The 24,356-nt window shown below is 69.6% G+C and carries 17 protein-coding genes; 5 read left to right on the plus strand and 12 right to left on the minus strand.

Annotated features, from left to right (window positions below):
- Positions 1-180 precede the first annotated feature (180 nt).
- Positions 181-654 carry a nuclear transport factor 2 family protein gene (locus tag ACQP2O_RS39980; RefSeq protein WP_433174389.1) on the plus strand — a complete coding sequence of 158 codons (474 nt, stop codon included), beginning with the start codon at positions 181-183 and terminating at the stop codon, positions 652-654.
- A gap of 273 nt (positions 655-927) precedes the next feature.
- On the plus strand, positions 928-1,695 hold the full coding sequence (locus ACQP2O_RS39985; protein ID WP_433174390.1) for an oxidoreductase: 768 nt from the start codon (positions 928-930) through the stop codon (positions 1,693-1,695).
- A 69-nt stretch (positions 1,696-1,764) separates the two neighbouring features.
- On the opposite strand, the gene ACQP2O_RS39990 is transcribed toward ACQP2O_RS39985, so the two are convergent.
- A complete protein-coding gene (locus ACQP2O_RS39990; RefSeq protein ID WP_433174392.1) occupies positions 1,765-2,661 on the minus strand; it encodes a LysR family transcriptional regulator in 897 nt (298 codons plus the stop codon).
- 164 nt (positions 2,662-2,825) lie between these two features.
- Between ACQP2O_RS39990 and ACQP2O_RS39995 the strand changes: the two genes are divergently transcribed.
- Positions 2,826-5,006, plus strand: a complete 2,181-nt coding sequence (locus ACQP2O_RS39995) for an NACHT domain-containing protein (RefSeq protein WP_433174393.1) — start codon at positions 2,826-2,828, stop codon at positions 5,004-5,006.
- A gap of 272 nt (positions 5,007-5,278) precedes the next feature.
- Here ACQP2O_RS39995 and ACQP2O_RS40000 read toward each other — a convergent pair whose 3' ends face one another.
- The 4 genes from ACQP2O_RS40000 to nrdR all read right to left on the minus strand — a co-directional run bounded on the left by ACQP2O_RS40000 (position 5,279) and on the right by nrdR (position 12,649).
- Positions 5,279-6,271, minus strand: coding sequence for a Fic family protein (locus ACQP2O_RS40000; RefSeq protein WP_433174394.1), 993 nt, complete (start codon positions 6,269-6,271; stop codon positions 5,279-5,281).
- A gap of 722 nt (positions 6,272-6,993) precedes the next feature.
- The gene (locus ACQP2O_RS40005) at positions 6,994-9,018 is read right to left on the minus strand and encodes a WD40 repeat domain-containing serine/threonine protein kinase (RefSeq protein WP_433191307.1); all 2,025 of its coding nucleotides are present in this window, start codon (positions 9,016-9,018) and stop codon (positions 6,994-6,996) included.
- 274 nt (positions 9,019-9,292) lie between these two features.
- Positions 9,293-12,112, minus strand: coding sequence for a vitamin B12-dependent ribonucleotide reductase (locus tag ACQP2O_RS40010; protein WP_433174395.1), 2,820 nt, complete (start codon positions 12,110-12,112; stop codon positions 9,293-9,295).
- 72 nt (positions 12,113-12,184) lie between these two features.
- A complete protein-coding gene (gene nrdR / locus ACQP2O_RS40015) occupies positions 12,185-12,649 on the minus strand; it encodes a transcriptional regulator NrdR (protein ID WP_433174396.1) in 465 nt (154 codons plus the stop codon).
- 628 nt (positions 12,650-13,277) lie between these two features.
- On the opposite strand from nrdR, the gene lexA reads away from it, so the two are divergent.
- Positions 13,278-13,982 carry a transcriptional repressor LexA gene (lexA, locus tag ACQP2O_RS40020; protein WP_433174397.1) on the plus strand — a complete coding sequence of 235 codons (705 nt, stop codon included), beginning with the start codon at positions 13,278-13,280 and terminating at the stop codon, positions 13,980-13,982.
- 46 nt (positions 13,983-14,028) lie between these two features.
- Here the strand turns inward: lexA and leuS are convergent, their stop codons facing one another.
- The 5 genes from leuS to ACQP2O_RS40045 form a co-directional block, all read right to left on the minus strand.
- On the minus strand, positions 14,029-16,494 hold the full coding sequence (gene leuS / locus ACQP2O_RS40025; RefSeq protein ID WP_433174398.1) for a leucine--tRNA ligase: 2,466 nt from the start codon (positions 16,492-16,494) through the stop codon (positions 14,029-14,031).
- 239 nt (positions 16,495-16,733) lie between these two features.
- Complete coding sequence (locus ACQP2O_RS40030) at positions 16,734-17,987, minus strand: cytochrome P450 (protein WP_433174399.1); 1,254 nt, start codon at positions 17,985-17,987, stop codon at positions 16,734-16,736.
- An 89-nt stretch (positions 17,988-18,076) separates the two neighbouring features.
- Positions 18,077-18,949 (minus strand): alpha/beta fold hydrolase, encoded by an 873-nt coding sequence (locus ACQP2O_RS40035; protein ID WP_433174400.1) that lies wholly within the window; start codon positions 18,947-18,949, stop codon positions 18,077-18,079.
- 162 nt (positions 18,950-19,111) lie between these two features.
- On the minus strand, positions 19,112-20,395 hold the full coding sequence (locus tag ACQP2O_RS40040) for a class I SAM-dependent methyltransferase (RefSeq protein WP_433191309.1): 1,284 nt from the start codon (positions 20,393-20,395) through the stop codon (positions 19,112-19,114).
- Positions 20,396-20,397: 2 nt separating this feature from the next.
- Positions 20,398-21,762: an FAD-binding oxidoreductase gene (locus ACQP2O_RS40045; RefSeq protein WP_433174401.1), complete on the minus strand. Its 1,365-nt coding sequence runs from the start codon at positions 21,760-21,762 to the stop codon at positions 20,398-20,400.
- Positions 21,763-21,855: 93 nt separating this feature from the next.
- Here ACQP2O_RS40045 and ACQP2O_RS40050 point away from each other — a divergent pair, with 93 nt between their 5' ends.
- Positions 21,856-22,446 carry a pyridoxamine 5'-phosphate oxidase family protein gene (locus tag ACQP2O_RS40050; protein ID WP_433174402.1) on the plus strand — a complete coding sequence of 197 codons (591 nt, stop codon included), beginning with the start codon at positions 21,856-21,858 and terminating at the stop codon, positions 22,444-22,446.
- Here ACQP2O_RS40050 and ACQP2O_RS40055 read toward each other — a convergent pair.
- Both ACQP2O_RS40055 and ACQP2O_RS40060 read right to left on the minus strand, forming a co-directional pair.
- Positions 22,424-22,954 (minus strand): DUF1707 and DUF4870 domain-containing protein, encoded by a 531-nt coding sequence (locus ACQP2O_RS40055; protein ID WP_433174403.1) that lies wholly within the window; start codon positions 22,952-22,954, stop codon positions 22,424-22,426. The two genes, ACQP2O_RS40050 and ACQP2O_RS40055, sit on opposite strands and share 23 nt — an antisense overlap.
- A 253-nt stretch (positions 22,955-23,207) precedes the next feature.
- On the minus strand, positions 23,208-24,347 hold the full coding sequence (locus ACQP2O_RS40060; protein ID WP_433174404.1) for a polysaccharide deacetylase family protein: 1,140 nt from the start codon (positions 24,345-24,347) through the stop codon (positions 23,208-23,210).
- Positions 24,348-24,356: the final 9 nt, after the last annotated feature.

The raw sequence follows: 24,356 nt of genomic DNA on the forward strand, positions 1-24,356 counted from the left end.
ACTGTCAAAGTCGCTCTCGACCGAGGAGGCTCGATGACCGTCACGACCCACCCCGCACGGCCGCCCTCCGCGCACCCGAAGCGGCGTCCACGGCCCACACCGGCCCGGCGCCGGCTGGGGATCGTCGTGCACCGCTGAATCCGCCCGCCCCCGACCGCTCACCCTGAGGAGGAAATCCAGATGTATCGCATGTTCGTCCGGCACAACGTCCGCGCCGCATTCGCCGCCCTGTCGCAGGGAAGCATGGATCTGGTCAACGCGATGAGCCCCGACGTGCACCACACGTTCCCGAGCACGGGTGCGCTCGGCGGGGAACGCTCCAACCGCGCCGACGTGGCAGCGTGGCTGGAACGGCTCTACCGAGTGCTCCCCGGTCTCCGATTCGACGTGCGGTCCGTGGCCGTCGCCGGATGGCCCTGGGACACCACCGTCGGCGTCGAGTGGACCAACACGGCGACCCTGCTCGACGGCAGCACCTACACCAACACCGGCGCCCACATCCTGCACATCCACAACGGGAAGATCACCTCCTTCCACGCCTACCTGCACGACGTCGACGCGATCGACGACGCCCTCGCCCATCAGGCCGCCGGCGGCATCGACGAGGCCACCGCACCGCCGATCGTCAGCACCGGGTCCGGCGCCGGCCGGTGAGCAAGCGTCGAACCCGACTCCCGGGCCTGGACGGAAGAGGGGAGTCGACGTCTCGTCGACTCCCCCCGGGGTCGCCTCGATCCGCGGAGGGGCCGGTGGCCATAGGAATTCCCTATGGCGCCTGCTGACATTTCGTCTTTGCCTCTCGTTCTTTTCCGGACGTAGCGTGAAACGGCTCGATGAGGTGCGCACCGCGATTTCTCTGAAGATTCGCGCTCTGGGCAGTCCTTTTTCCGTCGAGCGGACGAACACGCGATCGAGAGGACCGGCAGAATGACCACGATCGAGAATGGATCGGAAACGCGAGAACTCGCGGGAAAGCGGGCCCTGGTCACGGGTGGTTCTCGCGGAATCGGAGCGGCCGTCGTGCGCCGGCTCCTGGACGCGGGCGCCGCGGTGCTCGCGACCGCCAGGTCGGCGACGAGCACGGTGCCGGAGGGTGCCACCTTCGTGGCGGCCGACGTACGGACACGGGCCGGAGCGGAGGCGCTCGCCGCGGCCGCGCAAGAGGCGCTCGGCGGGGTGGACATCCTGGTCCACAACGCGGGTGGGGCGCGGCCGCACAAGGGCAGCTCGGCCATCCCCGACGAGGAGTGGCAGGACGCGCTGGCCCTGAACCTCCTGGCGTCGGTGCGGCTGGACTCGCTGCTGACGCCGGGGATGCGGGAACGGCGTTCGGGGATGATCGTGCACGTCTCCTCGGCCGCGGTCCCCACCCCGGTGGCGCCGTTCCTGCACTACACGGCGGCGAAGGCGGCGCTGGAGAACTACAGCCGGGGACTGGCCTCGGAGCTGGCCCCGTTCGGAGTCCGGGTCAACACCGTGTCTCCCGGCCGAACCGCCACCCCCGGCGGCGAAGCGACGCGGGAGCAGTGGGCGCGCCTGGGCGCGGGGCCGGGCGCGAACAACACCACCCCGCTGGGGCGCGATGGTCAGCCCGACGACATCGCCAACGCGGTGCTGTTCCTCGTGTCCGACCGGGCGAGCTGGCTGACCGGGAGCAATCTCTACGTGGACGGCGGCGAATTCCCCAGGGGCTGACGCCGACGGCATTCCGGAACGCCGGTTTCGACAAAAAGAATTCAGCGGCGCCCGCTTTCTTCTCGGCCGTCAGGACACCGGTGCGAAGAAAGCGGACTGGTGCCAGGTCTCCTGACGCAGGAGTTCGAGCAGGGCCGACTCCGCCGGGCCCGCGTCGTGCCGGATCACGGCGATGACGGGCTGGGACACGACCGGGAGCACCGGGCGCACGAGGTGCTCGTGATCGGAGGGCACCACGGAGGCGGGGACGAGCGTCACCCCCAGCCCGTGGGCGGCCCAGCGCACGGCCGTCGCCGTCTGGGAGACGCGGGCGGCCGTGGTCGGGGTCAGCTCGTTGTCCCGCAGCACGCCCGTCAGCACGCCGTCGAGCGCGCTGTCGCGGTCGAACCTCACCCACGGCTCCCCCTCCAGTTCGCGCAGCTCGACCCGGTCCGCTGCGAGTTGCCGGTGCCCGGCGCCCAGCACCACGACGAACTCCTCGTCGCCGAGGTGGTGGGCGTCGTCGGGGGACTGCTCGCACGCCGCCATCAGGGCGAGGTCCAGCACGCCCCGGCGCCCCAGCCGCTCCATCTCGGCGGAGCTCGGCTCCTCGAAGACGGTGACCTCCAGCCGCGGGAAGCGGCGGCGCAGCGCGCCCAACGCGCCCGGCAGCTGCCGCGCGCCGAAGCCCATCTGCACCGCGACCACCAGCTCGCCCACCAGTTCGTCGGCGCCGGCCCGCGCCGTCGCCCTCGCCCGCCGTGCCGCGCTCACCGCGACCTGCGCCTCCCGCAGGAACGCGCGGCCGGCCACCGTGGGCACCAGTCCGGTCGGCGTGCGGGCGAACAGTTTCACGCCGAGTTCCCGCTCCAGGCCGCGGATCTGCTGGGACACCGACGGTTGAGCAACGTGCAGCAGTTCCGCCGCCGCCGTCACCGAGCCCTCCTCGGCAACGGCCAGGGCGTACTCGAACTGACGAAGGCTCATCGGCGCCCGTCCCCTCCCCGCAGTGGATCACGGTCCATTGTAATCCTTGTAATAGTGTAAGCGAGGAGGATCAACCGGACGAAAGCCGCGCCTGGAAACCCGGGCCGGGCCGTGTTCTCGCTTCGTCGCCCATCCGCGTATTTCGGCTTGGCATCATGTGTCCGATGGACAGCAGGAGTCTGCGACGACGGCGCGCACTGGCCGCCGCGGCGTTGGTGACACTGGCTGCCGGGACCGGCGGCGGGCTCGTCTGGCTGATCCATGTCCTCTTCACCAAGGGGCTCCAGGCCGCGTCGAACTGGGCGCAACTCGGCTCGCTGGTCCTCGCCGTCACGTTGGTCCCCGTGGGTACGGTGATCTTGGAATGGTGGCGGCGCGCCGACCCCTCGGCCGCCAGCTCGCCAACGGCCAACCAGGTGGACCACGCCCATCGGACGCTGGCGGGCCTGGTGTTGGCCCAGTGGAGAGAGGAGATCCTCGCCCGGCGGCTGGACTCCCCCACCCCACTGGCGGTGCGCTGGCGACTCACCCAGCTTCCCGTCATGGACCTCCACGACCACGTCCTCCGCCCGAATCCGCTGCGCACCTTGCGCGGCCACGGGCGACGCCGGTTCACCGGACGTACCGACCGCATCAGCGAGCTGGCGGAGGAATTTCGCCGGCTCCCCCGGCGGCGACTGGTGATCCTCGGTGACCCCGGCATGGGCAAGACCACCCTGGCCGTACTCCTGCTCCGCGAACTGCTCCGACGATACGAGCCCGACCAGCCGGTGCCCGTGCTGCTGTCGGTGTCGGACTGGCGCCCCGCCGACGAGCCGCTGCGCGACTGGCTCGCCCGCCGGCTCACCCAGACCTATCCGGCGCTGCGCGCAGCCGACTTCGGGCCCGACGCGGCCACCACGCTGATCACCCAGCGCAGGATCCTGCCTGTGCTCGACGGCTTAGACGAACTGCCCGAAGAGGTACGCCCCGACGCGCTCGTCGCGCTGAACGCCGCGACGGCGGACGACCCGTTGATACTCACCTGCCGCACCGCGGAGTACGAAGCGGCGATCACCCGCCTCGGTGGTGCCGTCCTCACGGGCGGTGCCGTCATCGAACCCGACCCGTTGCGCCCGGGCGACGCCGCCGCCTACCTACGGAGCTGTCTCCGGGAACGTTCCGACGGTGACTGGCGGGATCTGATGTCCGCCCTCGCCGACCGGAACGCGCCGATCACGCGAGCGCTCACCACCCCGCTGGAGCTCTGGCTGCTCCGCAAGGTCTACATCGACACCGGCACCGATCCCGGCGAACTGCTGGACACCCACCGCTTCCCCACCGCCACCGAGATCACCGACCACCTGCTCGACCACCTCGTCCACGCGGCCATCACCGCCCGATCTCCCCACGGCAACGGCGACCCGTACCGTCCCAGCCGTAGCTGGGATCCCGATGCTGCCAAACGCTGGCTGGCGTTCCTCGCCGACCACCTGCATGCCATCGGAGGCCGCGACATCGCCTGGTGGCGCCTGCACCACACGACGCGAATCCGGCTCGTTCACCGGCTGTTGGTCGGGCTGGTGCTGGGATCGGCGTTCGGATCGGTGGGCGCGCTCGCCGGCGCACTGGGCAGGCTGTCGACCAACCCCATGGCCGGGCTCACGGGAGGGCTGGTGGGCGGATTCGCCATCGGGGCGGGCATCGGGCTCATGGCGGAGCTCGCAACGCAACCGGCCCATGCCAGCCTGCGGTTGCGCGGCCGTGGCCGTGCGCTCGCGCGAAGCCTCACGGTCAAACTGGCGGGGGGCGCGGCGATCGGACTGATCTCCGTGGCCGTGGGCGAGCTCGGGGCCATCCCCCTGACGACCGCGTTGGCGGTCGGGCTGGCGGGCGGGCTCATCGTCGGGTTGATAACCGGCCTGCTGGGGTGGGCGGCGTCCCCGCTGCCGGACGATCTGGCACAGACTCCGGCCGGCACGCTCCGCCGCGACCTGCAGTTGAGCATCGGTCGCACGATCACAACCGTGCTTCTGGGCGGGTTCGTATTCGGGTTGATGGTCGGTCTAGTGAAGGGGTCGATGGTGCTGCCGCTGGCGTTGAGCCTGGACGGCGCCGGCGTCGTCCTGGCCGTCGTCCTGCTGCTATTCGTACCCGCCCGCTATATCGGGACCGCGACCGCGAGCTCGGTCTACCTCGGCACCGTGACCCTCCTCAGCACGCAGCGGCACGTCCCCCGGGAGCTGATGCGCTTCCTCGACGACGCGCACCGGACCGGGCTACTACGCCAAGTGGGGCCGGTCTACCAGTTCCGCCACGCCAAGCTCCAGGACCGCCTTGCGCACACGTACCGCCAGAGCATGTGAGCAGGTCAGAGCGCTGACGGGTCTGATCTCGATGCCGCCGGCCCCCAGGCTCAATGGCGAAGGGGCTCGGCCGTCAAAGCCGAGCCCCTTGCCGACACAACAGTGCCTCCACCGTCACCGACGTGCCGAGTGCCGGTTGGACCGGATCACCTCGGAGAGTACTGGGGCAGTGCACTTATTCGACGGGTGCGGTATTCCTCAGGCCGACAGGCGGCCAGGGGCAGTCGGCCGTCACCCGCCTTGCACCGAGCCCGCCGACACACTCTCGTCGTTCACTCCTGCCTGGGCCTCCGCCGATGTTTTGATTCCCGGTATGCGTCCACGGCCTTGCGGGAACTGCGCCATATCCCATCGTGTCCCTGAAACGCCTCCAACCGCCCGCGCTGTGCCGCCTGTCGGAGGGCGGGGAGCGAGAACTCCTCATCGACGAGCGCTACAAGGGGAACCATGCGAGCCGGTCCTGCCATATTGGGCACGATGAACCGGTTCAGGTTGTCATGCATCGCCCGTGCGATCAGCTCACCCAGCGATCCGGGGTCGCCAGCGTCCGCTCGCTGCATCGCCATCAGGTAGGCGTCTCGCTGCTTCTTGAAGATGATCACGGGCGGGTATCCCAGACGCACCAAGATCAGATTGAGGACCAGGCGGCCGGTTCGGCCGTTCCCGTCAATGAAGGGGTGCACCTGCTCGAAGGTGTTGTGCAGCCGCGCGAGGCGCCCCGGAAGAGGCTGGCCGTCGTCGTCTGCACCGGCCTCCTTGCCCAGCAGGCAGACCTGCCCGATCCACTCCTCCAAGCAAGCAGGGACGAGCGGCCAGGCCGGCGGCACCATGCCGGCGGAGAACGGCTGTATGTCGTGTTCTCGGAAGTTCCCCGGTGACTCACGCTCGGTGGCATCTGGGTGCGGCGCGACGTCCCAGACGGGCGTCATGGCCATGTGGTGGATCTGACGCACTTCCCCTACCGTCAGGAGTCTTCCGTCGTGCCAATCCCCGGGCTCGAGCGCCTGCCGGTAGACCCATCGCGCGGCATCGGCATATCCACGGACCTCGTTGTACTCCTTCAAAGACTTCGCGCCGACCGCCCGCCCTTGATCCAACAGCAGCTGCACCTCGCGCAGCACCAGCGTGTTCCCTTCCAGGGCGGTCGAGTGATGGGCCTCCAGATGCCAGATGTCATCCCAGATCGCCCGTGCCTCGCGCGGGTCCGGCAGACCGCCGTACCTTTGGTTCAGCTCGGTCAGAGCCTTGTCGAGCCGCTGGTACACGACCGCCCTACTCGGTCGCCCCCTGCCCACGCCACACCTCCACACCTCGACGGCCGACCGCGCGACAGAGCGGCTCGACAAGTTGATAACCCATCCCAAGAGCTAATTAAACTTATCAAGTAGCAGGCTCGACGGGGAGCAGGAAGGTCGATCGTCCGGGTACGACCGGATCGCCACCCCTGGCACGGCTCACAGGTCCTTTGCCGCCATGCAGACCCTCTCAGAGACCGGACGTGGACGCGCTCGCCAGGACAATCCCCCCTCAGCTCGCCGGCCTCCATCCGTGTTGCGTCGCATGCAACATCGGCAGGGCACGACAGAAGCGGGGAGCCGATCACCCGTCGGCCCCCCGCTCTGACCAGGTACTTCACACGTTAACGGCGCCCGAAATACTGGGGCAGAGCACTTATTCGGAGTGCGTGCTATTCCCCTCGGGTCACCAGAGGGTGAGGGGGAGGCCTACGGCCTGGGCTGCCGCGATGCGGGCCTCGATCTGGGGGATGGAGTCTCCGGCGGCGTAGTCCGTCGCGGACGGCTTGGGGCGATGGCGTGGGTTCGTCCGGCGGGGCCGCGGAGGTCGGCGAGCGGACCGGTGGGGTCGCGGTGGCGGTGGTCGGGATTGCTGCAGCCGTGGGAGTCGCAGCGGTGGCAGACGACGGGGTCGTCTTCGGCGGACCGACCTCCTGCTGCACCTGCCGCTGTGGCTCTGACCAGTGGAGTACTCAGGGCCTGGGTGGGTCCAGGTTCCACAGTGCTGTCGTGCCTTCGCGGTCGCTGGTGGCGAGGGTGTGGCCGTCGGGGCTGAAGGCGACGCAGGTGATGGGGCCGAGGTGTCCGGTGAGGGGTTCGCAGATGCGCCGGCCGGTGTGGGGGCTCCACAGGTTGATGACGCCGTCGTGGTCGCCGGTGGCCAGGGTACGGCCGTCGGGGCTGTAGGCGACGGAGATGTGGCGCAGGTCAGCGAAACCCAGGACGGTCGGGAGGGTGAGGGGAGGCCCGATCTGCCGGTGGTCGGCCACGTCCCAGCAGCGGACGGTGGAGGTGGCGTTCTGGGAGACGGCCACGGCGTGACCGTGTGGGCTGAAGGCGATTGCGTTGCGCTTCGCGTTGTAGCTGCCCAGGTCGGTGAGGGGCGTACCGCTGTGGCGGCGGCTGCGCATGGTCCACAGGTGGACGTCGTAGTCGGCGGTGGCGGCGAAGGTACGGCCATCGGGGCTGAAGACCACGCCCTCCACGCCGGTCAGCCGACCAGCCTCCACACGGCGTGCGATGTCCCACCACACCACGCCCGCCCCGGCGCAGGCCACGGCCACGAAGCGGCCGTCGAGGCTGAACACCACGCCGGTGACAGGGCCGAAATCGCCGATCACCGGTAGCACACCGACCAGGGGCTGGCCGAGTCGCCGGCGACCGGCGATGTCCCAGAGGCAGACGATGACCTCCACACGCTCGTCTCCTCCCGCCGGGTCCAGGCCCGGGACGACTCGGTGACCGCCGATGGCCAGCACCTGGCCGTCGGGGCTGAACGCCACCTGGGCGCCGCGGGCGGGGTAGGTGGCGGTACGCGGATGTAGGGGAGTCCGGTCCTTGCCTGATGGCCGGGCCGGACCTGCGGTGGACTCGCCCAGTGGCAGGTGACCGGCGATATCCCACAGATGCACGGGGTCGCGGTCGCCGCTGGTTGCCAGGAATCGGCCGTCGGGGCTGAAGACCAGACTGTCGGTGCAGGTAGAAGATCGAAACAGCGGCTCGCCGACCGGTCGGAGTGCGCTCCGCCGGGCGGTTCTGGTCATCATGGTCCCTGCCCGAGCGGGACTGGACGGCATCTGGTCCAGCAACTCCTCGATGTGGACCCGCTGCCGGGCGATCGCATCATGTATCGCGGGCAGCCACGGCTGATCGGGCCGACGGAGTGCGCCGATCAGCTTCAGTAGTCTCAGCGGCTTCGGCCGGTCGGCGGGGTCATGGGCCAGGCAGGGCTCGAACACCCGGCGTAGCTCGTCGGGGAACAGCGTTGTCGAATACGGAGAGCTGCCCACCTCGACCCGCTTCGTGCCTTTCGGCCAGCGCGGCCACCGGACGAACACGTCCTGCCCGTCCCTGGCTTTGCAGATCACACAGCCCAGCGAGTACATGTCGCTCGCCCAGACCGCAGGCCGGCCTTCGACCTGTTCGGGCGCCAGGTAGCGCGGCGCTCCGGCCGGCCAGCCCCGCCCTGCCTCCCCGCCATGCCTGGCGACATTCCAGCCGATCAGCCGGGCCCCGTCACCGGTCACCACGACACTGGACGGCTTGACGTCCCCATGTGCCAGGCCCGCCCTGTGGATGTGGTTCAACCCCTTGGCCAGACACGCCGCCAGCCACAGCGTCGCTGCCGTGTCGAACCGGCCACCGACGATCCGCCCCTCAACGCGCACCCTGATCATCACCGCATGGTCCAGGCTCAGACCGGCAACGAACTCTGTCGCCAGCCACGGCACGGCGTCATCAGGCCCAGCGTCGACCACAGCGGCCACGTACCGGCTCGAGACCTGCTGCGCCGCGGCCACACCATCTCGAAACCGCGCCCGGAACCCCGCATCGTCGGCGAACTGCGGTCGTACCATCCGGACGCTGACCAACCGTCCCTCCGGCCCACGACCCAGGTACACCCGCTCCAACCCGGCCGGCCCCGGACCAGTCCGCCCCAGCCTGGCCACAATCCGGTACGGCCCCACCGACTCCGGATCTCCGTCCCCCAACGGCATCACCGCGGTCACACTGCAAACCCCATAGAAAGACCACCCCAACCAGGCAAACCACCCGCAACTCTAGACCAAGCCTGCCCACCCAGAACGTCAGACCCGACCCCTATCCTCCCAACAGCCGGTAACAGCTCTCCGCCTCTCAAGCCCGTCTCCCCCCGACCGCCCTGTTGCATCGAACGCAACGAGGCGTGCCGCGCACGCTGAAGAGCGGTGGGGGCGAGTACTCGCCCCCACCGCTCTGACCAGTTAATTCACGCCTGGCAGACGCCCAAATTCAGCTGCAGCCGCTGGTGGAGCCGCAGCCCTCGCAGACGTAGCAGCTGCCGGCCGGGCGCATCTTCGTGCCGCAGGTGAGGCACAGCGGCGCGTCGGCCGTACGGCCCTGGTGGCTCTCGATCAGCTCGGTCGAGGAGTGCGCGGCCGCGGGCGGCTCGGGCTCCTTGGCCTTCGGCTGCTCGACCGGGACCGACTGGGCGAGCGACTCACGGTCGACGTCGTCCTCCGTGTGGAGGGACGCGGGGTCCTGGCCCTCCGCCTGCGCGGTGCGCTCCTCGGCGGAGAAGATCCCCAGCTCGGCGCGCGTCTCGTACGGCAGGTGGTCCAGGGCGAGGCGACGGAAGATGTAGTCCATCATCGAGGTCGCCATGCGGATGTCCGGGTCGTCGGTCATGCCCGCCGGCTCGAACCGCATGTTGGTGAACTTCTCGACCCAGGTCTCCAGCGGCACGCCGTACTGGAGGCTGATGGAGATCGCCATCGAGAAGGCGTCCATCACGCCCGCCAGGGTGGAGCCCTGCTTGCCGAGCTTGAGGAACACCTCGCCGAGCCCGTTGTCGGGGTAGCTCGAGGCGGTCATGTAGCCCTCGGCGCCGCCGACGGAGAACCGGGTGACCGTCGCGGACCGCTGCTTGGGCAGGCGGGTGCGGACCGGGCCGCGCTCGACGACCGGGGCCGGCGCCTCCTCGACCTTCTCCTCGGTCTTCTTCTTGGCCACCGACAGCGGCTGGCCGACCTTGCAGTTGTCGCGGTAGATCGCGAGCGCCTTCAGGCCGAGCTTCCAGCCCTCGAAGTAGATCTTCTCGACGTCCTCGACGGTGGCCTGCTCCGGCATGTTCACGGTCTTGGAGATCGCGCCGGACAGGAACGGCTGCACCGCGGCCATCATCCGCACGTGGCCCATCGGGCTGATGGCCCGCTCGCCCATCGCGCAGTCGAAGACCTCGTAGTGCTCGGTGCGCAGGCCGGGCGCGTCGACGACGTGGCCGTGCTCGGAGATGTACTCGACGACCGCCTCGATCTGCTCCTGCTGGTAGCCGAGCTTCTTGAGGGCGCGCGGCACGGTGTTGTTGACGATCTGCATCGAGCCGCCGCCGACCAGCTTCTTGTACTTGACCAGCGCCAGGTCGGGCTCGATGCCCGTCGTGTCGCAGTCCATCATGAGGCCGATCGTGCCGGTCGGCGCGAGCAGCGACGCCTGGGCGTTGCGGTAGCCGTTCCGCTCGCCGAGCTTGAGGCACTGCTGCCACTGCTTGGTGGCCTCGAGGTGGATGGACTTGTCCATCTCGTCGAGCGTGCGGATCTCGTCGTTGGCGACGGCGTGCTTGCGCATGACGCGCTTGTGCGCCTCGGCGTTGCGGGCGTAGCCCTCGTACGTGCCGACGGCGGCCGCGAGCTCGGCGGAGCGGCGGTAGGCCACGCCGGTCATCAGCGAGGTGATGGTCCCCGCGAGCGAGCGCCCGCCCTCGGAGTCGTACGCGTGGCCGGTCGCCATCAGCAGCGCGCCGAGGTTGGCGTAGCCGATGCCGAGCTGCCGGTACGCGCGCGTCGTCTCGCCGATCTTCTCGGTCGGGAAGTCCGCGAACGTGATGGAGATGTCCATCGCGGTGATGACCAGCTCGCTGAGCTTGACGAACCGCGCGACGTCGAAGGTGTTGTCCTCGCCCAGGAACTTCAGCAGGTTGATGCTGGCCAGGTTGCAGGACGAGTTGTCCAGGCTCATGTACTCCGAGCACGGGTTGCTGGCCGTGATACGCCCGGTCTCGGGGTTGGTGTGCCAGTCGTTGATCGTGTCGTCGTACTGGATGCCCGGGTCCGCGCACTCCCAGGCCGCCTTGGCGACCTTGCGGAACAGGCCCTTGGCGTCGACCCGCTCGATGACCTCGCCCGTACGGCGGGCGCGCAGGCCGAAGGAGTCGCCCGACTCGACCGCGCGCATGAACTCGTCGGAGACGCGGACGGAGTTGTTGGCGTTCTGGTACTGGACGCTGACGATGTCCTTGCCGCCGAGGTCCATGTCGAAGCCGGCGTCGCGGAGCGCGCGGATCTTGTCCTCTTCGCGCGCCTTGGTCTCGATGAACTCCTCGACGTCGGGGTGGTCGACGTCGAGGACGAGCATCTTCGCCGCCCTGCGGGTCGCGCCACCGGACTTGATGGTGCCCGCGGAGGCGTCGGCGCCGCGCATGAACGACACCGGGCCGCTCGCGGTGCCGCCGGAGGACAGCAGCTCCTTGCTGGAGCGGATGCGGGAGAGGTTCACACCCGACCCGGAGCCGCCCTTGAAGATGACGCCCTCTTCCTTGTACCAGTCCAGGATCGCCTCCATCGTGTCGTCCACCGACAAGATGAAGCAGGCGCTGACCTGCTGCGGAGAGGCCGTGCCGACGTTGAACCAGACCGGCGAGTTGAAGCTGAACACCTGGTTGACCAGGGCGTGCTTCAGCTCGTGGTCGAAGATCTCGGCGTCCTCGTCGGAGGCGAAGTAGCCGTGCTTGACGCCGGTCTCGGTGTAGACCCCGACGACCCGGTCGACCAGCTGCTTCAGGCTCCACTCGCGCTGCGGGGTGCCCACAGCGCCGCGGAAGTACTTCGACGTGACGATGTTGACCGCGTTGACGGACCAGGACGCGGGGAACTCGACGCCCTTCTGCTCGAAGTTCACCGACCCGTCGCGCCAGTTGGTCATGATGACGTCGCGCCGCTCCCACGCGACGTCGTCGTACGGGTGGACGCCCGGCCGCGTGAAGATGCGCTCCATCTTCACGCCCTTGCGGCCCGCCTTACCCCGTCGGGCTGAGCCGCTCACCGTCTCTGTCATGACATCCCCCTTCTCGGGCACACCAGGCCCACCTCCAGGATTACCCGTACAGCCCGCGGCGCGGGCACCGCCCTAGGACAGGGCGTCGCCGCCGTTCGCCACGCGCAGCGATTCGATTTCCTTGGCGAAGTCGTCGAGCGTCTCGAACCCCCGGTAGACGGAGGCGAATCGCAGGTACGCGACCTCGTCCAGTTCGCGGAGCGGGCCGAGGATCGCCAGCCCGACCTGGTGCGAGGGAATCTCGGCGTTCCCGGTCGCCCGGATCGCCTCCTCGACCCGCTGCCCGAGCATGGCGAGCGCGTCCTCGTTCACGGGACGGCCCTGACACGCCCGGCGCACTCCAGCGATGATCTTCTCCCGGGAGAACGGCTCAGTGACGCCACTGCGCTTGGCGACCATCATGAGGACCGTCTCCTGGGTGGTGAAGCGACGACCGCACTCCGGGCACGAGCGACGGCGCCGGATGGCGGATCCGTCGTCGGTCGCCCGGCTGTCGATGACCCTGCTGTCGGTGTGTCGGCAGAACGGGCAGTGCATGCCTCCGGACTCCTCCCCCTGACAGCGAGTCACGCGCCTTCTGCGCGAACCTCACCTTGTAACCACAACCTATGGTGAACTACATCCATGTAACTACTAGATGTTGTGGTCCAACCGTAGAGCCCGACCGAGGGCATCGCAACCCACATGAGGCACCCGGCGAGAAGAGCCCGCTCACGAGGAGATCCGCCGCCTCCACCGGCGTGTCGCGCCCCCCGCTGGACGCGACGATCCGCCGCCAGGACATGCCTCACCCTCATCGACCTGCGGAGACGCCGCCGACGGTCGGAACGGTGAAGTGGATCACATTGCGCCGGCGCTCTCGCGCGGGCGCACCCCCAGCGCCCAAGCCTGCCATGTCCCGCCCCGGCGCACGACGGCGACCACCCCCTTCGGTGCGCCGACCGTGCGACGAAGCCCGGCGATGACATCCGCCCTTCACCAACGGCCGGACAGGAATTATTATCGAACACATGTACGAGTTAAAGCCGACATAGGCCCGGACCGTAAAATTCCACATTTTTCGAACACCTGTTTGATCATTTCCCGGAGAAGCGATAACGTCCCTCTACGGGAGTGAAATACCGGCGGCCGCGCGTCACCGCAGAAGACATCCATCGGAGACACCATGAGCAAGGTTCGGGAAATGCCGGACGGCCCAGGCGACGAGAGCGGGCTGACGGTCCGCCAGCGCAAGGTGCTGGAGGTGATCAGGGACTCGGTCCAGCGGCGCGGCTACCCGCCCTCGATGCGCGAGATCGGCGAGGCCGTCGGGCTGACCAGCACCTCGAGCGTCTCCCACCAGCTCCGGACACTGCAGCGCAAGGGCTTCCTGCTGCGCGACCCGAACCGGCCGCGCGCGGTGGTCGTCCGCATGCCCGGATCCTCGGCGGTCGCCACCGAGTCCGAGCACGACGCGTACGAGATCACCAATGGCCAGGAGGCCCCGGCACGCCCCGCCCCCGCGTACGTCCCGCTAGTCGGCCGCATCGCCGCAGGTGGCCCGATCCTCGCCGAGGAGGCCGTCGAGGACGTCTTCGCGCTGCCCAGGCAGCTCGTCGGCGAGGGCACGCACTTCCTGCTGAACGTCACCGGTGACTCGATGATCGAGGCCGCCATCGCCGACGGCGACTGGGTCGTCGTGCGTCAGCAGCCCGTCGCGGAGAACGGCGACATCGTCGCGGCGATGATCGACGGCGAGGCCACCGTCAAAACGCTCAAGCGGCGCGACGACAAGGTCTGGCTGATGCCGCACAACCCGGCGTACGACCCGATCCCCGGCGACGACGCCACGATCCTCGGCCGCGTGGTGGCGGTCCTGCGCAAGATGTGATCCCACCCGGGTCGGCGACATCGACCGACCCGGGTGGATTCGCCCGTCAGGCGGGCACGATGTTCACGATCTTCGGGGCACGCACGATGACCTTGCGGACGCCCCGGTCGCCCAGTGCCGCCCGGATCTTCTCCGAGTCCAGGGCCAGCCGCTCCAGGTCGCCCTCGGCGATGTCCGGAGACACCTCCAGGCGGTCGCGGACCTTGCCCGCCACCTGCACGACGCAGGTGACCGACTCCTGGACCAGCAGCGCGGCCTCGGCCGTCGGCCAGCCCGCCTTGGTCACCGGAGCCGTACGGCCCAGCCGCTCCCACATCTCCTCGGCGGTGTACGGCGCGACCAGCGACAGGATGACCGCCAGGGTCTCGGCCGCCTCCCGCACCGCCGGGTCGGCCCCTCCCGGGCCGGCGTCGATGGCCTTACGGGCGGCGGAGGTCAGCTCCATCATCCGCGCGATCGCGACGTTGTACCGGTGCGCCTCGACCAGCCGGGTGACCTCGTCGATCGTCCGGTGCGTCACCTTGCGCAGCTCGACGTCGCCGGCCGCAGGGTCGGCCCCGGGCACGGAGGTCACGTCGGCGGCCACGCGGTGCACGCGGGCCAGGAACTTCACCGAGCCGGACGGGGACACGTCGGCCCAGTCGATGTCGTCCTCCGGCGGACCGGAGAACAGCATCGTCAGCCGTACGGCGTCGACGCCGTACTCGCCGATCTGCTCCCCCAGGTCGACCAGGTTGCCGGTCGTCTTCGACATCGACGAGCCGTTCAGGATGACCTGGCCCTGGTTGACCAGCCGCTTGAACGGCTCGGTGAAGTCCACCATCCCCATGTCGTACAGCACCTTGGTGAAGAACCGCGCGTACAGCAGGTGCAGGATGGCGTGCTCGACACCGCCGGTGTACTGGTCGGCCGGCATCCACTCGCGCACCTTCTCCACGTCGAACGGCCCGCCGGTGTAGTCCGGCGAGCAGTACCGCAGGAAGTACCAGGACGAGTCGACGAAGGTGTCCATCGTGTCGGTGTCACGCTTGGCCGGACCACCGCACTTGGGGCATTCGACGTTCACCCAGTCGTGGGCCGCCGCCAGCGGCGACACGCCCTTCGGCGCCAGGTCGGCGCCGCGCAGGTCGTCCGGCAGGCGCACCGGCAGCTGCTCGTCGGGGACGGGCACCTCGCCGCACGCGTCACAGTGGATGATCGGGATCGGCGTGCCCCAGAACCGCTGCCGGGAGATCAGCCAGTCGCGCAGCCGGTAGTTGACGGAGGCCTTGCCCAGGCCCTTCTCCTCCAGGACCTCGACGATCCGCGGGATGGCGGCGGCCTTGGCCAGGCCGTTCAGGGGCCCGGAGTTGACCAGCTCGCCCTCGCCGGGGGTGGCGACCCCGGTCTCGGCCGGGTCCGCCTCTCCCGTCTGGACGACGATGCGGACCGGCAGGCCGAACTTGCGGGCGAAGTCCAGGTCGCGCTGGTCGTGGGCGGGCACCGCCATGATCGCGCCGTGGCCGTACTCCGCCAGGACGTAGTCGGACGCCCACACGGGGATGCGCTCGCCGTTCACCGGGTTGATCGCGTAGCGGCCCAGGAAGACGCCGGTCTTCTCCCGGTCGGCGGACAGCCGCTCGATCTCCGACTCGCGCCCTACCGCGTCGCGGTAGGCCTCGAACTCGGCGCGCTGCTCCGGCGCGCAGATCTCATCGGCCAGCGCGGCGTCCGCGGCGACGACGAAGAACGTCGCGCCGAACAGGGTGTCCGGCCGGGTCGTGTAGACGGTGACCGGCTCCGCGCGCCCCTCGATCTGGAAGGCGACGTCGGCGCCCTCCGAGCGGCCGATCCAGTTGCGCTGCATCAGCAGCACCCGCTCGGGCCACTCCAGGTCCGCCATGTCGGTCAGCAGCCGGTCGGCGTACTCGGTGATCTTGAAGTACCACTGCGTCAGAACGCGCTTCTCGACCAGCGAGCCGCACCGCTCACAGTGCCCGTTGACGACCTGCTCGTTGGCCAGCACCGTCTGGTCCTTGGGGCACCAGTTGACCTGCCCGCCCTTGCGGTAGGCCAGGCCGCGCTCGTAGAAGCGCAGGAACAGCCACTGGTTCCAGCGGTAGTACTCCGGGTCGGAGGTGTGCAGCCGGCGCGACCAGTCGAAGGAGATCCCGTACCGCTTGAAAGACTCCGCCTGGGTGTCGATATTGGTGTACGTCCACTCGGCGGGGTGGGAATTGCGCTTGATCGCGGCGTTCTCGGCCGGCAGGCCGAAGGAGTCCCAGCCGATGGGGTGCAGGACGTTGTACCCCTTCTGCAGCCAGTAGCGGGCGATGACGTCGCCGATCGCGAACGCCTCGGCGTGACCCATGTGAAGATCGCCGGAGGGGTACGGGAACATGTCCAGCGCATACTTGCGAGGCCGCTCATCAGCGGGGTCCTCGCTCGCGGCGAAGGGCTTCAGTTCCTCCCACCGGGCCTGCCACTTGTCCTGGATCGTCCGTGGGTCGTAGTTCTCGTCGGCGCCTGTCATGGATTCCTCGTCTGATTCGCACGGCTACGGCTGGCGGTGAACCGTGCCCCTTGCATGAGAACGCCCCTCACGCAGGAGGGGCTGCCGCGTCGACGTCTCGGGTCAACGCGGCCGGCTGAGGAGCAGCCGAGATCGCATACCTCAAGACTATCGCAGACGCAAGGACACCGGGCGATTTGTGGTCACCGAGGACCCGGGTACGACGCCGCACCGGCGGCGGTGCCGTACCGGGTCCGGCGTCAGACGGCGTAGGGCAGGTGCTTGATGCCGTTGATGAAGTTGGACAGCAGACGGTCCGGCTCGCCGGTGGCGCGAATGCCCGGAGCCCGGCGGAACAGCTCGCGGAACATCACGGTGACCTCCCGGCGGGCCAGGTGCGCGCCGAGGCAGAAGTGCGGGCCCGGGCCGCCGAAGCCCACGTGCGGGTTGGGGTCCCGGGTGATGTCGAAGACCTCGGGGTCGGTGAAGACGGCCTCGTCCCGGTTGGCCGCCCAGTAGTACAGCAGCAGCTTGTCCCCGGCCTTGAACTCATGGCCGTTCAGCTCGGTGTCGCGGGTCGCGGTGCGCCGCATCCAGATCACCGGCGAGGCGTACCGCACGATCTCCTCGACGGTGCCCGGGATGTACCGCTCGAAGTCCGAGACGAGGAGTTCCCGCTGCTCCGGATTGGCGGTGAGCAGGTGCAGACCGTGCGCGATGGCGTTGCGCGTGGTCTCGTTGCCGGCGACGACCAGGAGGATGAAGAAGGACCCGAGTTCCTGGTCGGTCAGCGACTCGCCGTCGATGTTCGCGTTGACCAGGGCCGAGATGAGGTCGCCGGTCGGCTCGTCGCGGCGCCGCCGGCCGACCTCCTCGACGAGGTCCTTCAGGGTCTGCCCGGCCTCGAGGAGCTGGAGCGCGACCTGGTCGGGGTCGTCGGGGACGAACTCGGGGTCGGCGCCGGCGAGGATGACGTTGGTGTTGTCGAAGACGGTCTTGTAGTGCCTCTCGTCGACCCCCATCAGGTCACAGATGATCTTCAAGGGGAGCCGGGCCGCGACGTCGGTCACGAAGTCGCCGCCGCCCTTGGCCAGGACCTCCTCGACGATCTGCTCGGCGGTGGCCTGCACCTGGTCCTCGAACCGCTGGATCATGCGCGGCGAGAAGGCGCGCGAGACGATCCGCCGGATCTTGGCGTGCCGCGGGTCGTCCATGTTGATCATGGAGCCGAAGTACTCGCCGAGGTCGGCCGGCATGTCATTGATGTTGATCGCGCCCTGGCCGGAGCAGAAGTCGGCCGGCCGGCGCGACGCCTCCACCACGTCCGCGTGGCTCACCAGCGCGTAGTAGCCGGGTCCCAAGGGCAAGAACGACATCTCTGGTTCTCGGAAGAACGCCGGCCGCGGCAGATACCGCAGGGTCCGGAACGCCGCGTGACGCTCCTCGATCGGACGTTCCCAGAACTCCCAGCCGGTCAGATCGATCCCGTCGGGCCGGGTCTTCTCCACCGTCATCCGCCACCCCTCATCATTAGAATCGCATTCTGCTCCATTCTGCCAAAGTGACCACTTACGCCGCAGGCGATGGCGACGACGAGCGCCGGTCAGGCGTCGGCGGCGAGCCAGTCGAGGATCAGCCGATTCACCTCGGCCGGCCTCTCCAGGTGCAGGAAGTGGCCGACGTCCGGGACGATCCGCGCCACCGACCCCGGCGGGAGATGGCCCTCCACGTCCGTCGCCGACGGCGCGGCCAGGCAGCCGTCGGCCGCGCCGTGCAGATAGAGCGCCGGCCGCTCGCCGACGCGCTCGGCCGCCTCCTGCACGGCGGCGTACGCGGGGACGTGCCGCGACGGGTCGAGCATCGCCCGGTAGTAGCCGATGGCGGCGGCGAGGTTCTCCGGGTCGCGCAGGCACTCCTTGGCGTGCGCGACGTCGCGGGTCGCGTCGTAGCCAGGCGACCAGTCGGCCCACAGGCCGTCCAGGAACGCCATGTCCCCCGTCAGCACCGCCGTCTCGGCCAGCGGCGTCTGGAAGAGGAATATGTAGAAGGACCGTTTGAGCTGCGCGTAGTCGAAGAACGCCGACAGCAGCGCGCCGAACGGCGGGACCGACATGGCCACCGCGCGCCGCCAGCGCTCCGGCGCCGCCGAGACCGCGGTGTACGTCGCGGCGGCGCCCCAGTCGTGCCCGATGAGCACGGCGTCGGCGTCCCCGCCGAAGGCCTCGTGCAGGGCGTTCGCGTCCGCCGCCAGCGCGCCGGTCTGGTAGGCGCCGTCCTTCGGCACCTCCGTGGGCGCGTACCCGCGCAGGAACGGCGCGACCGCGTGGTAACCGGCGTCGGCCAGCGCGGGCATCAAGTGCCGCCACGTGTGCGCCGAATCGGGAAAGCCGTGCAGGCACAGGGCGAGCGGTCCACTGCCGGCCTCGAGGTAGCCGAAGGTCAGGTCGTTCGCCCGGATCGTCGCGATCTCCGTCATAGGGCGACGTTAAGCCGCCGTCGCCCCGGCGTCACCGTCTTCGGCGAACCCGGCCAGGGCAGGACATCATCCGCGAACGGGGCGACGAAGCCGTCCGCTGGTGCTCGGAAATACGGCGACGCGCGGTCGCGGCACGCGCCGCGACCGCACGTCACCGCGGGGTCAGCCGACCGTCGGCGGCTCGAACGAGGGCCGCAGCGGCATGCCGGAGCTCGCGTCGGCGTGGAGCTTGACGCCGAGGACCTGGTGCAGCTGGATCCAGTTGAGGTCGAAGCCGAGCCGCGAGCCGGCCATGTACAGCCGCCACACGCGGGCGGTGCCCTCCCCCACCTCGGCGACGGCCTCGTCCCAGTGGTCGTCGAGGTTGCGGCACCAGCCGGTGAGGGTCTTCGCGTAGTGCTCGCGGAGGTTCTCCTCGTGCCGGATCTCGAACCCCGCGTCGTTCATCCGCGAGATCAGCCAGCCCGGGCCCTCGAGCTCACCGTCGGGGAAGACGTACCGGTTGATGAAGCCTTCCTCCCGGATCGACGGCTCACTGTCGTCGGGACGGGTGATGCAGTGGTTGAGCATCCGCCCGCCGGGCTTCAGCTTGCCGTACAGGAAGGAGAAGTAGCCGGGGACGTTGGCCTTGCCGATGTGCTCGGTCAGGCCGATCGAGCTGACGGCGTCGAAGTCGCCCTCGGCGACGTCCCGGTAGTCGAGGTGGCGGACCTCGGCGAGCTCCGACAGCCCGGCCTCGGCGATCGCCTTCTGCGCCCACTCGGCCTGCTGCTTGGACAACGTCACGCCGAGCGCCTTCACGCCGTACTCGCGCGCGGCGTGCATGACCATGCCGCCCCAGCCGCAGCCGACGTCGAGCAGCCGCATGCCCTGGCGCAGTCCGAGCTTGCGCGCGACCAGGTCGAACTTGTTGTACTGCGCCTGCTCCAGCGTCGCGTCCTCCGACGGGAAGCACGCGCAGGTGTAGGCCATCGACGGGCCGAGCACCCACTCGTAGAAGGTGTTCGAGACGTCGTAGTGGTGGGAGATCGCCTTGGCGTCACGGCTCTTGGAATGCCGCAGACCCGACAGCAGCGGCACCCGCGCGGGCCGGACCTCCTGCGGCGGCGGGTCGAGGCGCTTCAGCGCGGCGGCGCGCAGCAGCGGGTCGCGCAGGATGCCGCGCAGCAGTGTCCTCTTGTCGGCCCAGCTCAGCTCCCCCAGCGCCGACTGCATCCGGTACAGCGCCGTATGCATGTCCCCGATGATGTCGAGGTGCCCCGCGACGTACGCCCGCGCCAGCCCCAGCGCGCCCGGCGCGTGGGCGAGGTAGGAGATCGCGTACGGCGACTTCACCTCCACCCTGATGTCCGCGCCGAGAGCGCCCGCACGGCTCTCGTCATAGGCCCGGAACTCCACCTGCGCATCGCGTCCGACGACACGCTCGAATGCCTCCGCCAGCTTCATGCTCACCTGCCTCGTACGGTTTTGTCGTAGAGATCCAGCAGCCGTCGCTCCGGGTCGTATTCCTCCTTCAGCCGCTGGTACGTCGGGCCGTCGTAGTGCCGCCAGAAGTCCTCGCGGGTGTAGAAGGCCGTCGAGTACAGCGATTTGTGGCCGTCGAGGCGGGCGACCTCGCGCTCGATCAGCCGGTTGTGGTGTTCGGGTAGTCGGCCGGGCTTCTGCGGCACCGTTCCCCAGAAGCCCACGTTGACGTACGTCTGACCGGGCTCCAGGGGGTACAGCGGCCACTTGTCCTGTGCCCGCAGCGGGCAGAGCCACACCGGGCTCATGCCGATCTCGCGGTGGAAGAACTCCAGGAAGTCCGGCAGCCGCTCCACCGGCACCTCGATGTCCTGGATGACGTCCTCCCGCGGCGGGCGGCCCAGCCAGCGGTCGACCCGTGCCGACGTCTGCAGGCGCTTGTCCAGGGCGACGAGCCGGCGGTAGACGTCGGAACGCTTCTTGGACGCCGGCCACGCCCGGCGAATCAGGGGGTTCTGGACGCCGAACGCCCGCGAGCACCAGAACCAGTCGGTGTCCCAGCGCCAGAGGTAGTCGTGCGTGGTCAGCACGTCGGTCGGCGGACCGTCCGGCCGCAGCCAGCGCGCCGTGACGTAGCGGTCGCGGATCGAGCGGTAGTAGATGTCCTGCCCGGTGTAGTCGGAGACGCGCTCGGCCGTGTCCGCGAACCTGCCGAGCGTGAGGTACACCTCGTCCCCGCCGAACACCGTGCCGTCGATGAAGTCCGCCTGCGCGCCGAGCTCGTCGATGGCTTCCGCGCACTCCCGGGCGGAGGAGAACCGCACGTGCCACAACGCGACGTACGGCTTGACGGGCTGCAGCCGAATCTTCAGCCGCAGGGAGTATCCGAGCGTGCCGTACGAGTTGGGGAACGCGTAGAACAGGTCGCGGTGCTCGTTGTCCGGAGTCGCGACGACGACCTTGCCCGAACCGGTGAGGATCTCCATCTCCAGCACCGACTCGTGCGGCAGACCGTGGTGGAACGACGACGACTCGATGCCGAGCCCGGTGACCGCGCCGCCCAGGGTGATGGTCTTCAGCTGCGGCACGACCAGCGGCATCAGCCCGTACGGCAGCGTCGCGTCGACCAGGTCCTCGTACGTCGTCATGCCCTGCACGTCGGCGACCCGGGCTTCGGGATCGACGCTGAGGACCTTGCCGAAGCCGCTCACGTCGAGGCCGGGGACCTGGATCTCGTCGCGGAAGCGGAACAGGTTCGAGGTGCGTTTCGCCAGCCGGACCGGGGTGCCCTCGGGGATGGCCCGGTAGGAGGCCAGGAGCTTCTCGACCGCGCTGTGGTGACCTGTCACCGGTCGATCTTCTCACCACCGGCCAGGTCGTCACAGCCAGGGCGCGTGTAGTGTCGGATTCGGCGGCGGTGTAGGACGCGAGGGGCGGCGCCCATGGGGAAGCTCTACGAACGCATCGACGAGCGGCTTCGGGCCTTCATCGCGGCGCAGCCGATGTTCTTCGTGGCGACCGCCCCGGCGGCGGGCGGCCACGTCAACGTCTCCCCCAAGGGTTACCGCGACACCTTCGCGATCCTGGACGACCTGACGGTGGCCTACCTCGACCTGTACGGCAGCGGCTCGGAGACGATCGCGCACCTGCGTGACAACGGCCGGATCACCATCATGTTCTGTTCCTTCGACCGGCAGCCCAAGATCCTGCGGCTGTACGGCTCCGGGCGCGTCGTACGGCCGGACGCCCCGGAGCGGGCGTCCCTCATCGGCCGCTTCGGCGGACACCCCGGCACACGGGCCATCATCGTGGTCGACGTCGAGCGCATCGCCGACTCCTGCGGTTACTCGGTCCCGTTCATGGAGCTCGCCGGGGAGCGCCCCCTGCTCGACGACCAGCACGGCCGCCGAGCCCCCGAGGAATGGCCGCCGCGCGTCAAGCGCAACGTCGCGAGCATCGACGGCCTGCCAGCCCTCGAGCCCGACCACCCCGCCCCGTCCAGCCCGGGTGTCAGCGCACCAGCCGAAGCGTGAAGGGATAGCGGAACGGCGTTCCCGCGAGCCCGAGCAGCGCGGCCACTCCGCACACGATCCAGCTGACGGCGTACGCGATCGCCCCGACGCCGAACGTCACGACCGTGAGGATCAGCAGCGTGAGCTGGAAGTTGAGCGCCGTCACGATGTGAGCGCGGACGTACGGCGAGCGGCGTGCGGTCGTGCACAGCATGACCAGCGGCCCGAGGAAGAGCGTCGTGCCGCCGAGGACGTGCGCGAGCGCGGCCAGCACCCGCTGCTCGGCGGTCGGCTCACCCACCGGCATCGGCACGGCGGGCGCCGCGGGTCCCGCGGGCACGGGGGCCAGGTCCGCCAGGACCGCGTCCAGGTCGGCACGCGTCCGCGCGGTCATGGCGAGATGCAGCCGCAGGTCGAGTTCTTCCTTGTCGAGGCGGCCTTCGGCGAAGGCCTGCTGCAGCCGTTCGACGATCGGCTCACGTTCGGTCGTGGAGACGCGCAGCGCGCCGGGCGGTACGGAGGTGGTCATACCTCGATCGTGCGCCGCGCCGGGTTCCGGAACCATCGGGGAGACCCCTGATCGGTCCCTGAGGTCAACCCGAGTACGGCACGTCAGCCACCGGCCACGGCGGACGGGACGCCCGGCATGCCGATAGCGGACGATGCACCCGGCGCGGACGTGGCGAGCCCGTCACTCTCCAGACCGAACGCTGCCGGGCGTGCCGGTGCCGGACGGCGCACCCGGCGCGGGAATGGCAAACCGGGCACCGCCGTACGACCCGTCACTCTCCAGACCGAACGCTGCCGGGCGTGCCGGTGCCGGACGGCGCACCGGGCGCGGGGGTGGCGGGTGACCCCGGCGGCAGGGTGGGGCCGCCCGCACCGGGCGGTGCGGGCGTTCCTCCCTGGCCCTTCGGGTGGGACGCCGCCTGCTTCTGCGGGCTCTTCCGCTCGGGGACGGGCCCGTCGAAGTACGTCTGGCCGGGTTTGAGAGCGTGGCCGCCGAACAGCTCCGGCACCGTCACGAACGTGAAGCCGCGGCGGGCCAGGCCGACCAGGATCTTGGGCACGGCGTTCACCGTCGTCGGGTGGATGTCGTGCATGAGGATGATGTCGCCCGGATGGGCCCAGCTGACGGCCCGGTGGGCGACGATCGCCGAGTTCCGGTCCAGCCAGTCGTTCGTGTCGACGCTCCAGAGGATCTGCGCCATGCCCATGTGGCGCGTCACCGCGGCCACGCGCCGGTTCGTGGCGCCGTACGGCGGGCGCATCAGCGGTGTACCACCGCCGGTGGCCCGGCGGATCTCGCCGAGTGTGCGCGCCAACTCCGACCTGACCGCGCCGTCGGACATCGCGCTGAGCTGCGGATGCGACCAGCTGTGGTCGCCGATCGCGTGGCCCTCGGCGAGTTCGCGCCGCACGAGCGCCTCCCGGCCACGGATGTTGCCGCCGATCAGGAAGAACGTGACCTTGACGTGACGGGCCGCGAGCATGTCGAGCAGCTTGGCGGTGTACGGGCCGGGGCCGTCGTCGAACGTGAGCGCGATGCACTTGACCTTGCGGCAGTCGACCTCGGGACGCGCGGCGGGGGACGCGGCGGCTCTCGGCGGCCAGGACAAGAAGCGGAGGCGGGTGGCGAGGCCGCCGGCCGGACGCACGGCCGCTCCGGAGCCACCCGTGACGCGGGGCCGCGACCGGAGGTCCGGCTTGGCGGGCGGCACGGCCGGAGCGGGACGGGCGGCTTCCTGCGCGGAGGAGGCCACCGTGGGATGCGCCCCGAGACCGCTGAGCCAACCCAGCCCCAGCACGGCAACGACGATGGCGATGCCCCTGGGCCGCAGCGCGACGCGCCCATTACCCGATCGGGCGATCCTCGACGGAATGACGAAACCCACCGAACCCCCGATTCGCGATCTACGCACGACAGGGCA

The sequence above is a fragment of the Actinoallomurus sp. CA-150999 genome (assembly GCF_050942425.1).
Lineage (GTDB): Bacteria > Actinomycetota > Actinomycetes > Streptosporangiales > Streptosporangiaceae > Actinoallomurus.